Consider the following 14,512-nt stretch of genomic DNA (forward strand, 5'->3'; position numbering starts at 1 on the left):
GACCGTCCGTATGGATTACGTCTACATCGTGCCCGTCGGAAGCATAAGGGACGACTTCTGGGTCGAACCGCTGGAGCACGCCGTCATGCGGACCTTCGGGCTGAAGACCCGCTACCGCCGGTTCGACCTCGATCTCGCCCGGGCGTACGATGCGAGGCGCGGGCAGTACGACTCCGCCGAAATCCTGCGCCAGCTCATCGCGGCCCTACCGCCCGACGGGTGCAGGGTCCTGGGGGTCGCCGACGTCGATCTCTTCATCCCGATCCTCACCTTCGTTTTCGGCGAAGCCCAGCTCAACGGGGCGGGTTCGGTGGCCTCCCTGCACCGGCTGCACAACGAGTACTACGGCCTGCCCAGGGACAAGCACCTGATGCTGGAGCGGCTCCTGAAGGAGGCCCTGCACGAGCTGGGGCACACGTTCGGGCTGATCCACTGCCATGACCCGCGCTGCGTGCTGCGGTCATCCACCTACGTCGAGGACATCGATCAGAAGTCGGCCGAATTCTGCGAGGCCTGCCGGGAGAAGGTCCGGGCCGGTGTGGCCGCCTGCCGCCGGCAGGCGCGCTCGGCGGCCGGCAAAACGAACAGGGGGAACGCCGTGCGGAGCTACGACGTTCCCCCTATCGTCTGAAGGGTTATGACAGAGTGAATGTGTTTTACTTGGTCTTGTCGTTCTTGACTTTCTCGCCGCCGTCGGCCATGGCCAGACCCAGCGCGGGCTCGAACCTCGCCTCGGGAACCGTGGCGGGCTCCGGAGCCTTCAGGGTCAGCGTCAGCGCAGCGCCGATCGTCAGCAGCACGGCCGCCGTCACGAAGGAGTAGGTGAAGCTGCCCGTCTGCGAGTACAGCATCTGGGAGACCCTCGACAGGATAAACCCGCCCAGCCCCCAGGACGTGAAGAGGATGCCGTAGTTGAGGCCGAAGGACTTCAGGCCCCACCAGGTCTTCGCGTAGGAGGGGAAGAGGGAGAGGTTCGTCCCGTAGTTGAAGCCGATGAACGTGGCGAGCAGCACGATCATGAGCGCGCCGGTGCTCTGCGACCCCACGGTCGGGATGGCGATGAGCATCAGGATGGCCTGGAGAGAGAGCATCGTGGCCAGCGTGGCGTTCCGCCCGATCTTGTCCGACACGATTCCCGCCACGACACGGCCGCTGGCGTTACCGATGGCCATGATGGCCACGGCCACGAACGCCGCCTCGCCCATGCTCTTCTTCGCCATGCCGGCGACGCTTCCGATCACCATGAGCCCGACACCGGCCCCGATGAAGAAGATGAACCAGAGCTTCCAGAACACGGGGGTGCGGATCACCTCAGAAGGCGAGGCCTCCATCTGGGCGGCCTTCTTGACCTGCGCTGCCGACGAGCTCCCCCCGGGCACATACCCCTTCGGGGGGTTCATGAGCAGCATGGAGAGCGACCCCACGACGATGAAGAACGAAATGCCGAAGAACATCATGGCCTTCTGCAGACCCCAGGCCCCGACGAGGTAGGAGGACAGGGGGGCGATGTACACTGAGGCAAGGCCGAAGCCCGCTACGACCAACCCCGCGATCAGGCCGGTCTTTTCCGCGGGGAACCACTTGAGCGCCGGCGGGGTGGCGGCGGAATAGCCGAACCCGATGCCGGATCCCGTCAGCACGCCGAACCCGATGACCCAGCTGAGATAATCCGTCGTCTGGGAGATCCAGGTCAGCCCGATGCCGACCAGGGCCGCGCCGATGAGCGCCGTGACCTTGGGGCCGAACTTGTCCTGGCATTTCCCGGCGGGAATCATGGAAAACGCGAACATCAGACAGCAGACTGCGTAGGGGTCGTTCAGGGAGGCAAGGTTCCAGTTGAATGCGCCTTCACCGCCCTTGTCGATGGACTGCTTGATGGCGCCCTGGAAGATGCTCCACGTGTAGAGAATACCCAGCGCGAGGTTGATCCCCATGCCGGCCAGCGTTACGGTCCACCCTTTGTTCTTTACCACCTGTGACATGCTACCTCCTCAAATCGTATCCTTTATATTTTAAATATTGCTGTATTGTGCTCTGCCTTGCCCGCCTTTAATCAAGTTGCATGCCAGGAAAAGAAAAGCATGCGGGGATGTGGAAAATAATATTCTTAATAATTTCAATTGCTTGAGTAGTTGTGGGATTTGGGCGAAATGTGTCCGGGAGTAAAGATCCGGGCATTTTGTTTATTTTTTTAACACAACTGCAGAGTCTTGGAGCTGATAATGATAAAATCATTTAATATTGATATGTTATGCATTTGAGGCGGTGTTAATAAATTATACACCGGCTTGTACCAGAATTGATCGCCGGTCTGGCCGCTCCCGGTGCGGTATGGTACGAGGGACGGCGGATATGCCGACCGGAGGGGATGGGCCGTCGAAAGGGAAAGGCACGCACGCTTCCCGCCGGGAGGGGGGAGGCGTTAGAAAAGATGATAGTAGTCGCGATAGAGCCTCTCGCTGCTCTCGATGAACTTCGCCACGTAGATGGCTTCCTGCGCCTTGAGGGCCATGTTGCTGAACTGCATGGAATTGTTGATCCCGGACGTCACATCGGCCATGAAGGTCAGGCGCGGGTCGTTCCTCGAGACCTTCACGGGGTAGAAGCGCATCTGGTCCCGGTAGGAGTATGAGGTGAGGATCGAGACGTCCCTGCCGAAGACGTGGTCGACGTTTCGCATCATCGTGAGGATGCGCGAGCCGATGTTGTCGTTGAAATCGTCCCACCGCATCAGCTCGCCGCTCAGGACGATGTTGATGTGGAGCAGGGGCCCGTGCCCCTGCTTGTGCTTCCTGCGGTTTTTCTCAAGGACGGCCTTGGCGACGTTGAGGGCTTCCACGTCGTTGCCGCGGCCGGTCTTCACCATGATGCCCCGGTTGCGCGCCACGGCCTCGAAGCCTCCCCCGTAGCAGATGATCTCCTCGGCGTGGTCGATGCGGCGCTCGAGTTCTTCCGCGGAGAGATGGCCGATCAGGTTGATGTTGTACAGGGCGTAGGTGACGTTCCAGACGATCTGGTAGACGATGGGGCCGAGGAGCGTGTCGGGAAGGGCAACCCGGTCGAGGCTGACGAAGAGATAATCCACGATGTCCGGGCGGATGAGCCGCTTCAGGTCTCCCTTGTCCTTTCGGATTGTCGTGGTGATCACGCGGAGGAGGTAATTCTGCATGTTGAGGCAGGTCTGGAAATCGCCGAAGAACGCGGGGCGGACCCCGGCGAGCAGCTCGTCCGGCGTCTTGTCGCTGACATTCCGCGATGTGGCGACGTCGTCGATCGGATTGACCAGGAACGACTCGTGAAACACGTCGCGGGGCCGTTTCAGGTTGCAGTACCGGATGACCTCCTCGGAGTCAATCCGGATGTCCCCGGGGAAGATCAGCGTGTCAGCCATGATGTCGGTGTTGGTGCAGCCGCCCATCACGTAGAGCTCGGTGTCGCGGTACATTTTCTTCACGCCGGCGATCTGGGCCTCGATGGCCTGCCGCGCCGCGTCGTCGTCCGACTGGTGCGTGGCGCACCCCAGGCCGCGGGCGGAACGGTGCATGTAGGCCATGAACACGGCGGGCGTCCCGGGGGTGTTGAACGTGGCGTCTTCCACGGCGCGGTCCAGACGGTTCCAGTACCAGAAGTTGCTCAGGTCGAGGGAGACCTTGTTGCCGTCGGTCCGCCCGAAGCGCACGGCCGTGGGGGGGTAGCCGATGGACTTGCTGCCGTGCACGCGCCCGTCGATGCACTTCATGATGACGAGCTTCGGCGCACGCGCCGTGAACTCGGCGATGACGTTGCGCATCCGCTCGAGGGTGTCCGTGTCCTGGATGTTGTCCGAAAGGTAATTATGGAAATAGTCGTAGGCCGTTCTCATCGGGTTCGTCTCCCAGAGGCTGCGCTGTCGGGCAGGGTTGTCCGCTGCCGCGGGCCTCGCTGCGGGCATAGCACAGGGGCCGGGCCGTGTAAATCTTTTTTTCCGGTCCCCGGGTCAGGCCTGTTCAGGTGCGCTGCCGCGCGCGGCGCGGACGAGGCGGTCCATCACCGCCCGGCCGAGCCCCGTCTCCTCGACGCGCTCCACGAGAAGCACGTCGGCCTTCCGCGCGTCCATCTCGCGCATGAGCCGGAACAGAAGCCGGGTGTATTGCTCGACGCCCTGGGTGACCGAGGTGCCCGCGTCGCATGGCACCGTGGGGGGGAGCGCGATGGAGTGGACGATGAAGCCCACCTTCTTCCCCGCCGCCGAATGCAGCCGGAAGAGGCGCTCGAAGGTTTGCGCATCGCCGCGGTCGACGAGGATGACCTGCGCCCGCGGGGCGTAGTGCCGGTGGCGGGTCCCGGGAGAGCGCCTGCCCCTGTCATCCGACCCGCCGTCCAGGACGGGTCCCACGCACCGTTCGATCCGCTCGCGCGTCAGTCCCCCGAAGCGAAGGATCACCGGGGGGTCCGACGTCACGTCGATGACGGTCGATTCGACGCCGATCCTCGCCGGGCCTGCGTCGAGGATGAGGTCGATCTTCCCGTTCAGGTCGTCATAGACGTGACGGGCCGCCGTGGGGCTCGGCCTGCCGGAGAGGTTCGCGCTCGGCCCGACGATGGGGCTGCCGAGTTCCCGGATCAGCTCGAGCGTCACTGCGTTGTCGGGCATCCGGACGGCGACCGTGTCAAGCCCTGCGGTGACGACGTCGGGGATGCCCTCGGACCCGTGCACGACCAGCGTGAGAGGGCCGGGCCAGAACGACCGGGCCAGTTTTTCCCCCGCGGGCGGCAGCTCGTCTGTGAGATCCGCCAGCTGGCCGTACGAGGCAATGTGAACGATGAGGGGGTTGTCGGCGGGCCGGCCCTTGACCTCGAAGATCCGCCTGACCGCCCGCTCATTGAACGCGTCGGCGCCGAGGCCGTAGACGGTTTCCGTCGGGAACGCGACCAGGCCCCCGGAGCGAAGCACCGCCGCGGCGTGCCGGATGACCTGCGGTTCAGGATGATCCGGGGAAAGGCTGATGATTCTCGTCTCCGGCACGTCGCGAGTCCTTTGTTCTGTCCGTCACGGATGCGGGATTGCCGTTGCCGCCGGCGGCTGCACCCGGCGTCCCTCCCCGCGGACCGTACGGTATCCGAAATCCCTCCGATATTCAAGGGGCCACGGGCAGGCACGCGGCAAAGGGAAGGGCCCGGGTCTTGTGACCCGGGCCCTTTGAGTGCCTATCGGCTTCCGCCCTCGGGGGCGAATGCCAGCCGCGGTCAGCTGGTCTTCCTGGGGGGCGGTTTCAGGATGAAGACCAGGACCGCCGCGACGAAGGAGAGGATGGCCGCCGACATGAAGGAGGCCACGAAGCCGCCCGTGGCGTCCCTGATCTTGCCGGCAACCAGCGGGGCCGCGATGGCCGCGACGCCGAAGAACAGCAGCAGCAGGCCGTAGATCATGCCCGCGGCCTTGGTGCCGAAGTAGTCGGCGACGAGAGCCGGGAACACGCCGAGGTACCCGCCGTAGCACAGGGCGATGACGAAGATGAGGATCAGGATCGTGTACTCACGGGCCGCCGCCAGGAACAGCATGCAGCCTCCGGCGACGAGGAGCAGCACGAGGATGGTCTTGGTCCGGCCCAGCTTGTCCGACGCAGCGCCCCACAGCAGGCGGCCGCCGGAGTTGGCTGCCGAGATGATCATGACGGCCGTGGTGGCCACCGCATCGGAGAGGCCGCCCTGGAGGCCGAGAACCTTCGCGAAGGGGATGATCATCAGGCCGGTGTAGCAGGCCAGGCCGAGGACGAGCCCCATGACCCAGAACTGCCAGGTCTTGGAGGCCTCGCCGGCGGTGTAGGGCGTGGCGGCCATGCCGGCGGCCGCCGCAGCCGAGGGCTTCCACCCGGCCGGCGCGAACCCGGGCTGGGGGATCCGGAAGAAGAAGCCGCAGCCGAAGGTGACGACGAAGAAGATCACCGCGAAGATCTGGAAGGTGACCAGAACCCCGTAATCGGCGATCCAGATGCGGGCGAGCGGCGTGAAGATCAGGCCGCCGAAGCCGAGGGCCGCGACGACGATGCCCGTCACGAGACCTCTGCGGTCAGGGAACCACTTCTGGCAGGTGACGATGATCGTCGGGTAGGTGGCGCCCATGCCGCCGCCGCCGATGATGCCGTAGCACAGGTAGAGCCACCAGGGCTTGTCGGCCGTGGTGTAACCGGCCATCCAGAAGCCGATGGACAGGATGACCGCCGACCACATGAGAACCTTCTTGGGGCCGAGCCGGTCCTGGTACATGCCGCCGATCACGGAGCCGACGGTGAAGACGGCGAGCGTGAAGGAGAAGGTCAGGGCCGCGGTTGCGTGATTCCACCCGAAGAGCTTGACGACGGCGGGCTGGAACACGCCCCAGATGTACACGGACCCCAGGCAGAGCTGGATCAGAACGCCCAGAATGACCGGTATCCAGCGATTGTAGGTTTGATCATCACTCATTGCATAACCCTCCTTTGTTGATCGTGATCAAGAATGCGAAAACCTGAATGTGAGTACGATAATGAATACAGGAACTCGAACCGTGCTTCACCTCCTTTCCTTTCCAGTTGCGGTTTATGAATGAAATGGACCTGTTATAACCCACGCCCCGGCGTTCCTCACTCGCTGTATTCCGGAGGGACACCCGGGGGGGAGCCATGATGTATGAAACTGTCTCAAAGGGTTAGGGTGATTTCAGGCGATACGCGGCATCGCCTGTCCAATCGGGGGTTGGTGGCCCCGCCGCCGATTTTTCGCATCGGGTTGAAAGAAGTTATAAAACCCACCTGTCTCTAGCAGGAACAAACGGTCCTTGTCAAGAACAATATTGTCACGGGGGCACCCGGAACGGCAGCGGGAAATCACTTGCCGCTCCAGTAGGGGTCCCGTCGAAACCCCAGATGTCGCTGTGCATGGGGACCTTGTAGCCTCTCCTTTCCTCGTAGGAGGGGTAGCGGCGCGCCTGGCCCTCGACGGGCAGCATGCCGACGGGGAACTTCGGGGCGAGCAGGCCGTGCTCCCTGGCTTCCCGTTCCAGCCACTCCCGGTCCTCGGGGTGCGCGATCGAGATGAGCGCCGCCGCCCTCTCGTAGCCGTTGAGTCCGCGGAGGTTGACGATGCCGTACTCCGTGCAGACATAGTGGGCAAGCTGTGCCGGGACGTCCACCGACGAGCCCTCGGGCAGGAACGGGACGATGCGGGAGGTGCCGTGCTTGCTGCGGGACGTCATGGCGGCCACACCCCGGCCGCCCCGGCTCTGGGCGCAGAAGGCCACGAAGTTGAAGTAGCCGCCGGTGCTCGAGATGGGCCGTTTCTCGTAGAAACCCGAGCACTGCTGGCCCAGGAGGTCCACGGCGACGCAGTTGTCGATGGCGATCATGTTGTCGATCCGGGTCAGGTTGTGCAGGTTGTTGGTGTAGCTGATGTCGTAGACGGCCAGGTTCGGGTTGTGGTGGATCGTGTCGTAGTACCACTTCACGTCCACGGGGAAGGCGAAGGTCCAGACGCTCTTCCCGCGGTCGGCGGGGAGGCTCTTGTAGCGGTTGGTGACCTGCCCGGACTCGATCAGCTTGATCAGGCCGGCGTTGAGCATCTCCGTGTGGATGCCGAGGTCCTTGAAGCCGGCGTTGACCATGGCCCCGACGCAGGCGGACGGCAGCGAGCCGATGCCGAGCTGGATGACGTCCCGGTCGCGCATGATCGTCATGATGTGGTTTGCGACGGCCTCCTCCTCGGGCTTCGCCTTGATGGCCTTCTCGTTGATCTGGGGCCACCGGTAGCGCTCCACGTCCACCTCGACCCAGTAGTCGATCTCGTCGATGTGGATCGTGTTGAAGCGCCCTCCCTCGGCCCAGGGGTAGTCGGCGCGCACCTCGATGACGGACTTCTTCGCGCACTGCGAGAAGATGTAGGCGTTGTTCGTCCCGTAGGAGAAGTTCGCGAACCCGTGCTGGTCCCAGGGGGTCGCCGCGTTCCACCACCAGTCGAGGCCGCGCTTCTCCTTCACGGCGTTGACGAAGCGGTAATGGCTGAACCACGTGCCCATGGCCCACCCCCACTGCGCCCAGCTGGTGACGTTGTTGGTGTCGCGGGACCTGCGGGTCCAGGGGAAGAAGAAGAACTCGTGGAAGCAGTGGTATTCCTGCTTGGGGTCGACCTGCTGGAACTCGAGGTGGGGGTAGAACATGGCGTAGTTCCAGATCTCGATGTCCTTCACCTGGCCTGGGCCGGGGCCGATGCGCTTGGCGAGCTCCTTCATGCACTCCGTGGAGTCCCCCCCCACGGAGCCGGGCTGGATCCAGTCGCCCGACTTGACCATGTCGAGGATCTGCTGCGGGGTTCTCTTCTTGTCGCGGATCTTCTGCTGAACGGGCGTCGTCATTCTGCTCCCTCCTTGCGAATGCGGGCTCTGCCCCCGGCGTGCGGGTCCTGCGGGCCGGGCAGGGGGTCGGGCGGGAAACGGGATGTCGCCCTGACCGTTTCGCCCCTCCCTCCCGGATGGCGGTGCATGTTGATGATTGTGGATGAAATGGCTGAGACCGACTGTTGATTAAACGCTTGCCTCCCGTTTTGTCAAGACAAATGCGCTCCCCCCCGCCGCCGGGAGCCCCAAAGGGGAGAGTGCATTTTCACAGGAAATTGCGTCTTCCCAAGCCGGAAATTTCGACTTCTGGAACGGAAATTGAATACAACATGTAGTGGTCAAGGAGAAAAAGGACACATTCCATAGTAGTTTTTAGCCCTTTACATCGTTGTGGCGCTTTGGTAGAGTGTTGGCGATTTTCACGAACCGTCAGGGAACTGACAGAGGCAAGGGGATGGAATGAAACTCAAGCGGCTCGAGATCATCGGGTTCAAGACCTTCCGGGACAGGACCGTCATCGACTTTTCGTCCGGGATCAGCGGCATCGTGGGGCCCAACGGCTGCGGCAAGAGCAACATCGTCGACGCCCTCCGCTGGGTGATGGGGGAGCAGCGGGTGTCCGTACTGCGGGGCAAGAAGATGGACGACGTCATCTTCAACGGCAGCGAGGAGGCCCCGCCCGTTGGCATGGCCGAGGTGACCCTCGTCATGGAATCCGGCGGGTACCCCTTCCCCGCCCCCTACGCGGACTGCTCGGAGGTGATGATCACGCGGCGGGTCTTCCGCGACGAGGAGGGCGAGTACTTCATCAACAAGGTGCGCTGCCGCCTGCTCGACGTGAAGGAGTTCTTCATGGATACGGGCGTGGGCGCCCGGACCTACTCGCTCGTGGAACAGGGGAGCATCGCGAGCCTCATGGAGGCCAAGCCGGAGGAGCGGCGCCAGTACATCGAGGAGGCCGCGGGGATCACGAAGTACAAGAGCCGCAAGGAAGCCGCCGTCCGGAAGATGGAGTCGACCAAGCAGAACCTGCTTCGCCTCAACGACATCATGCGCGAGGTCAAGAGCCAGCTCAACGCCGTCTCCCGCCAGGCCAGGCGTGCCGAGCGGTACAAGCAGATCAAGAAGGACCTCCGGGAGGTCGAACTGGCCCTGGCCGCGCAGGCCTTCACGGAGATGCAGGGGAGGAAGTCCGACCTGCAGGGGCGATACGACGAGGCCTCGGCGGCAACGGACGACGCCCGCTCGCAGCTGGCGGTTCTCGAAGCCCGCATCGAGGAGTTCAGGGCCGAGATCGCCGAGAACGACCAGCTCGTCAATCAGCTCCAGGAAAAGCTCTACACGGCGAAAAGCGAGATCGGCATCCAGGAGCAGGCGATCGAGCATGCCCGGGCGCGGCTGGACGATTTGGCGGTCCTGAAGGAGCGGGGGGCGATCGAGCTGGAATCGTTGCGTGCCCGGCGCGGGCAGATGGAGGGCGAGCTGGCGCAGCTCGAGGCGCAGTCGGCCGAGTCGGACGGCCGGATCGCGGCCGGCCGGGATGAACTCGCCCGGCGGCAGGCAGACGTCGACGAGCTCCGGAAGAGCGAGCAGAGCCTGCGGGACGGACTGGAGAGGGAGAAGAACGCCTACTTCAATGCGCTCACCGAGCAGTCGCGCCTGCAGAACGCGCTCGCGGGATACCGCAAGAGCCTGGAGGATATCCGGCGCCGGGCAGAGCGGGAGGACAGGGAGCTCGAGGAACAGGTCAGCCGCCTGGCCCTCGCCCAGGAGAGCCTCGCAGGCGCGCGCACGGGCCTCGAGGAGGGCCGGGAGCGCCTGGAGAGCCTCCGGAAGGAGGCCGCGGAGCTCCAGCAGATCATTCAGCGCTCCCGCACCGAGCTGGAGGAGGCCGACGAGCGGGTGCTGCGGCTCAAGGAGGAACTGGGGAAGAAGACCTCGCGGCTTGCCTCGCTCCGGGAGTTCCAGAACCGCTACGAGTGGTGCGATGCGGGGACACGGTCCATCATCCGGGCCGGGGCGGAGGCCGGCCTGGCACGGGACAGCGTCCACGGGCTGGTGGCCGACCACATCGAGGTGCCCCGCGAGTACGAGGTCGCCGTCGAGGCGGCCTTGGGCGAACGGCTGCAGTACGTCGTCGTCAAGAGCCAGGAAGAGGGCATCCGGGCCATCGACTACCTGAAGACCCGCACGGCAGGCCGCAGCAGCTTCGTCCCGCTGCGGGTCCGCGCGAGCGCCCTCGATGTCGAATCGAGCGAGTCGCTCCGGGGCACGACGCGGCTGCTCGACGTCGTGCGCGTCAGGGACGAGTTCCGCAGCATCGCCGAGTACCTCCTGGGCGACACCCTGCTGGTCCCGGACCTGAAGTCCGGGGTCGCCCTGTGGGAGCGCAACGGCTTCCGGGGGACACTCGTGACCCCGGACGGCGACATGATCAGCCCCCACGGCGTCCTGACGGGCGGAAGCCGGGCCGTCACCGAGGAGAGCAGCCTGCTGAGCCGCAAGAGGGAGATCGCCGAGCTGGAGCAGGACGCCCGTCGCCTCGAAGGCCGGCTGCGGGACGAGGCGCAGGGACGCAGTGAACTGGCCGACCGGATCGCCGGGATGGAGGATAGCTGGGAGGCAATCCGTGACTCGATCCGCGAGGCGGAGCTCGAACTGCAGGGCCGCAGCAAGGACACGGAGCGGTTCGAGAACGAGCTGAAGTGGGTCCAGCAGCGCGTGGGCGTGATCCGGTTCAACCGCGAGACGCTGCAGGCCGAGGAGCAGGAAACGGCGGCGAAATTGGCCGCCACGGAGCGCGAGATCGAGACGGCGGACGTGCGCTGCCTCGAGATCAGCAGCCGCCTCGAGGAGACCCAGCGGCGCTGGCAGGCCGTGAAGGCGGATCTGGAGGGCAGGGACGCCCTGCTCACGGAAGCGCGTGTCGCCCTGGCGGCCTTGGAGGAGAAGCGAAACGCCGACCTCAAGGCGCTCGAGCGGCTCCGCGAGTCCCTCCGCACCCTCGATCTCGAGGTGGAGACGCGGCAGCAGAACCTCGGCGAGGCGGACCGCAATCGGGAGGAGCTGACGGCCAAGATCGAGCAGGGCCGCCTGTCCCTGGAGGCGCTCTACAGCGCCTACGGGGTCGTCGAGCGGGACCTGGCGGCTGCCCGGGAAGGGCAGACCTGGCGCGAGGGGAAGATGAGCCTGCTCGAGGGCGAGGCCCGGGAGGCCCGCAGGAAGATCGAGGAGATGCTCCGCGAGACGGGCGAGCTCGACATCGAGATCCGGGAGCTGGCCTTCCAGATCGACGCGCTGCGCAACGGGATGCAGGAGAAGCACCAGGCCGACCTCGACGAACTGGCCCGGGGGTTCGAGCCTCTCGACGAGGTGCGGATCGCGGAGCTCCGGGAAGACCTCGAAAAGAAGAAGAGGGCCGTCGAGGACTTCGGCGAGGTGAACCTGCTGGCCATCAGCGAGCACGAAGAGCTCCAGGCGAGGCACGACTTCCTCTCCGGCCAGATCAGCGACCTCAACGCCTCGCTCGACTCGCTGCAGAAGACGATCGCCCGGATCAACCAGGTCACGAGGAACCGCTTCTCCGAGACCTTCCAGGCCGTCAACGAATGCTTCCAGTCCGTCTTTCCCAAGCTCTTCCGCGGCGGCAAGGCATCGCTGCTGCTCACGGACAGTGAGGACCTGCTGGAGACGGGCGTCGACATCGAGATCCAGCTGCCCGGCAAGCGCACGCAGAACATCAATCTGCTGTCGGGCGGTGAGAAGTCCCTCGCGGCCGTGGCGCTCATCTTCTCGATCCTGCTGCACAAGCCGACGCCCTTCCTGATCCTCGACGAGGTCGACGCGGCGCTCGACGACGCCAACATCGCCCTGTTCAACCAGTTCGTCAAGGACATCTCCGAGCGCTCCCAGATCGTCCTGGTGACGCACAACAAGAAAACCATGGAGGTCTCCGACAACCTCTTCGGCGTCTCCATGGAGAAGAAGGGGATCTCGACGCTCGTGAGCGTCAACCTGAACCAGATCGCCGCGTAGGCCGGTGCAAGAGGCCCGTCCGCGGCGTCGCCCCCCGCTCCCGCCGGTCTGTGCACGCCGGTCCCGCCCCGCTCCCCGGTCTGCCGTGCGCCCGGCATCCGGGCCGTATGCGCCGGCCCGGCCCCTCGATGATTTCGGGCTGGACAAGGCGTGCCGGCTATTCTATAAGAGAGCCGCCGACGGGCGTTCCCGGTCGGCGGATTTTTCTTTGGCGGAACGGACCATGTTCGGAAATTCGGGAAAAAAGGGGTCCTTCTTCGAGCGGCTCAAGGAAGGGCTCAGCAAGACCAAGCAGACCCTCGTCCGCAACGTCGACCAGGTTCTCTTCGGCGAGAAGAAGATCGACGCATCCCTCTTCGAGGAGCTCGAGGAGATGCTCGTCACGGCCGACGTGGGGCCGGCGTTCGCCGCGGAGCTGATCGACGAGATGAAGGCGATCGCGAAGCGCTCCGAGCTCGGCAGCCCCGAGGTACTTCGCAACATCCTGCGCGACAACATCCACTTCATCCTCAAGCAGCGCGAGGCGCCCCTGGAGATTCCCGGGGACGGCCTGTACACCGTCATGGTCGTCGGCGTCAACGGTACGGGCAAGACGACCACGATCGGCAAGATCGCCGGCGAGCTCAAGTCCCGCGGGCACAGCGTGATGCTCGCCGCCGCGGACACCTTCCGTGCCGCCGCCATCGAGCAGCTCGAGGTCTGGGGCGAGCGGGTGGGCGTCCCCGTCATCAGGCAGAAGATGGGGGCCGACCCCTCGGCCGTCGTCTTCGACGCGCTGCAGGCCGCCCGGGCCCGGGGGGTGAACGCCCTGATCATCGACACGGCGGGGCGGCTCCACACGAAGCTCAACCTCATGGAGGAGCTCAAGAAGGTCAAGCGCATCATGGGGAGGGAGCTTCCCGGGTCGCCCCATGAGGTCCTGCTCGTGCTCGACGCCACGACGGGCCAGAACGCGGTCAACCAGGCGAAGATGTTCAACGACGCGATCGGTGTGACGGGCTTCGTTCTCACGAAGCTCGACGGCACGGCCAAGGGGGGCATCATCATCCGCCTCGCGCGGGAGTTCGACATCCCCATCCGCTACATCGGCATCGGGGAGAAGATGGACGACCTGCGGCCCTTCAACAGCGCCGAGTTCGTCGATGCGCTGATGGAATAGAACAACGACGGCATGGGACGCATTTTCGCCATCGGCGACATCCACGGCTGCCTCGACAAGCTCCGGGAGCTCCTGGCGGTCATCGACGTCGACTGGGCCGAGGACACGGTCGTCTTCATGGGCGACTACATCGACCGCGGCCCTGCGTCGAAGGAGGTGGTCGACGCCGTCCTGGAACTGCGCGGGCAACACGGCCGCGTCGTCTGCCTGATGGGCAACCACGAGCAGATGTTCCTGAACTGGCTCGAAGGCCGGGAGGAGGAGCTCTTCCTCGTCAACGGCGGCCGCAGCACCCTGCGCTCCTACGGCATCGCTCCCAACGACCCCGAGCGGGAGGCGAAGGTGCCCCCCGATCATCTTGCCTTCTTCCGCTCCCTGCTGCCGTTCTACGAGACGGAGACGCACCTGTTCGTTCACGCCGGGGTGCGGCCCGGCATCCCCATGGAGATCCAGGACCCCTATGACATGGTCTGGATCCGCCACGAGTTCTTCCTGTCCGGCCACGGGCTGAAAAAGACCGTCGTCTTCGGGCACACCCCGTTTACGCGGGGGCCCTTCGTGGGGGAGAAGATGATCGGGATCGACACGGGAGCGGTCTACGGGGGGGCGCTGACGTGCCTGGAGCTGCCGGCCCTGCGTTTCCACCAGGTGTGACGAAAGATGATGGAATCATGCCATGCTGCAATCGCGGCATGTTGGGCCATGATTCTCCTCATCTCCACCCCGGTGCCCCACGATCCCGGCACACCGTCATTCCTGGTTCGTCATGAAGATACTTGAATGCGTCCCGAACTTGTTTCTCAGCACCCTCTCCCTTGAGAGGCTGTGTCGCAACAGTCAAGAGGGGACGAGTTGTTTACCCGTTCTTTGACAACAAAATATCCGTAACGTCTATCCGCGCACGGTCTGTCGGGCAGGTTTTGATGGTTCAGGGCCCTTTGAAGAGCGCCGTTGAGCCTCATGCCGGTGCG

Annotated in this window: 9 protein-coding genes; 4 read left to right on the forward strand and 5 right to left on the reverse strand. The window is 64.5% G+C overall.

Translation table 11 applies throughout. From position 1 onward, the window contains the following. Positions 1-10: 10 nt before the first annotated feature. Positions 11-631: an archaemetzincin family Zn-dependent metalloprotease gene (locus HPY67_14010; protein NPV05835.1), complete on the forward strand. Its 621-nt coding sequence runs from the start codon at positions 11-13 to the stop codon at positions 629-631. Between the two features lie 25 nt (positions 632-656). On the opposite strand, the gene HPY67_14015 is transcribed toward HPY67_14010, so the two are convergent. The 5 genes from HPY67_14015 to HPY67_14035 all read right to left on the reverse strand — a co-directional run bounded on the left by HPY67_14015 (position 657) and on the right by HPY67_14035 (position 8,365). Further along, positions 657-1,982, reverse strand: coding sequence for an OFA family MFS transporter (locus HPY67_14015; protein NPV05836.1), 1,326 nt, complete (start codon positions 1,980-1,982; stop codon positions 657-659). A 440-nt stretch (positions 1,983-2,422) separates the two neighbouring features. After that, positions 2,423-3,862 (reverse strand): hypothetical protein, encoded by a 1,440-nt coding sequence (locus HPY67_14020; GenBank protein NPV05837.1) that lies wholly within the window; start codon positions 3,860-3,862, stop codon positions 2,423-2,425. 114 nt (positions 3,863-3,976) lie between these two features. Next, complete coding sequence (locus HPY67_14025) at positions 3,977-5,005, reverse strand: threonylcarbamoyl-AMP synthase (GenBank protein NPV05838.1); 1,029 nt, start codon at positions 5,003-5,005, stop codon at positions 3,977-3,979. Positions 5,006-5,226: 221 nt separating this feature from the next. Next, entirely contained in the window at positions 5,227-6,444 is a 1,218-nt protein-coding gene (locus HPY67_14030) for an OFA family MFS transporter (protein NPV05839.1), read from the reverse strand. A 370-nt stretch (positions 6,445-6,814) separates the two neighbouring features. Continuing rightward, positions 6,815-8,365 carry a hypothetical protein gene (locus HPY67_14035; protein ID NPV05840.1) on the reverse strand — a complete coding sequence of 517 codons (1,551 nt, stop codon included), beginning with the start codon at positions 8,363-8,365 and terminating at the stop codon, positions 6,815-6,817. A 441-nt stretch (positions 8,366-8,806) separates the two neighbouring features. Here HPY67_14035 and smc point away from each other — a divergent pair, with 441 nt between their 5' ends. The 3 genes from smc to HPY67_14050 all read left to right on the forward strand — a co-directional run bounded on the left by smc (position 8,807) and on the right by HPY67_14050 (position 14,195). Then, positions 8,807-12,382, forward strand: a complete 3,576-nt coding sequence (gene smc / locus HPY67_14040) for a chromosome segregation protein SMC (GenBank protein ID NPV05841.1) — start codon at positions 8,807-8,809, stop codon at positions 12,380-12,382. Between the two features lie 223 nt (positions 12,383-12,605). Then, positions 12,606-13,541 (forward strand): signal recognition particle-docking protein FtsY, encoded by a 936-nt coding sequence (gene ftsY / locus HPY67_14045; protein NPV05842.1) that lies wholly within the window; start codon positions 12,606-12,608, stop codon positions 13,539-13,541. A 12-nt stretch (positions 13,542-13,553) separates the two neighbouring features. Then, positions 13,554-14,195 (forward strand): serine/threonine protein phosphatase, encoded by a 642-nt coding sequence (locus HPY67_14050; GenBank protein ID NPV05843.1) that lies wholly within the window; start codon positions 13,554-13,556, stop codon positions 14,193-14,195. Positions 14,196-14,512 lie beyond the last annotated feature (317 nt).

The organism is Syntrophaceae bacterium (assembly GCA_013177795.1).
Taxonomy (GTDB): Bacteria; Desulfobacterota; Syntrophia; order Syntrophales; family UBA2192; genus UBA2192.

Excerpts from the sequence above, each read along its gene's own strand:
- HPY67_14010 (NPV05835.1), top strand. The coding sequence starts at position 11 with ATGGATTACGTCTACATCGTGCCCGTCGGAAGCATAAGGGACGACTTC.
- HPY67_14015 (NPV05836.1), bottom strand. The coding sequence starts at position 1,982 with ATGTCACAGGTGGTAAAGAACAAAGGGTGGACCGTAACGCTGGCCGGC.
- HPY67_14020 (NPV05837.1), bottom strand. The coding sequence starts at position 3,862 with ATGAGAACGGCCTACGACTATTTCCATAATTACCTTTCGGACAACATC.
- HPY67_14030 (NPV05839.1), bottom strand. The coding sequence starts at position 6,444 with ATGAGTGATGATCAAACCTACAATCGCTGGATACCGGTCATTCTGGGC.
- HPY67_14035 (NPV05840.1), bottom strand. The coding sequence starts at position 8,365 with ATGACGACGCCCGTTCAGCAGAAGATCCGCGACAAGAAGAGAACCCCG.
- smc (NPV05841.1), top strand. The coding sequence starts at position 8,807 with ATGAAACTCAAGCGGCTCGAGATCATCGGGTTCAAGACCTTCCGGGAC.
- ftsY (NPV05842.1), top strand. The coding sequence starts at position 12,606 with ATGTTCGGAAATTCGGGAAAAAAGGGGTCCTTCTTCGAGCGGCTCAAG.
- HPY67_14050 (NPV05843.1), top strand. The coding sequence starts at position 13,554 with ATGGGACGCATTTTCGCCATCGGCGACATCCACGGCTGCCTCGACAAG.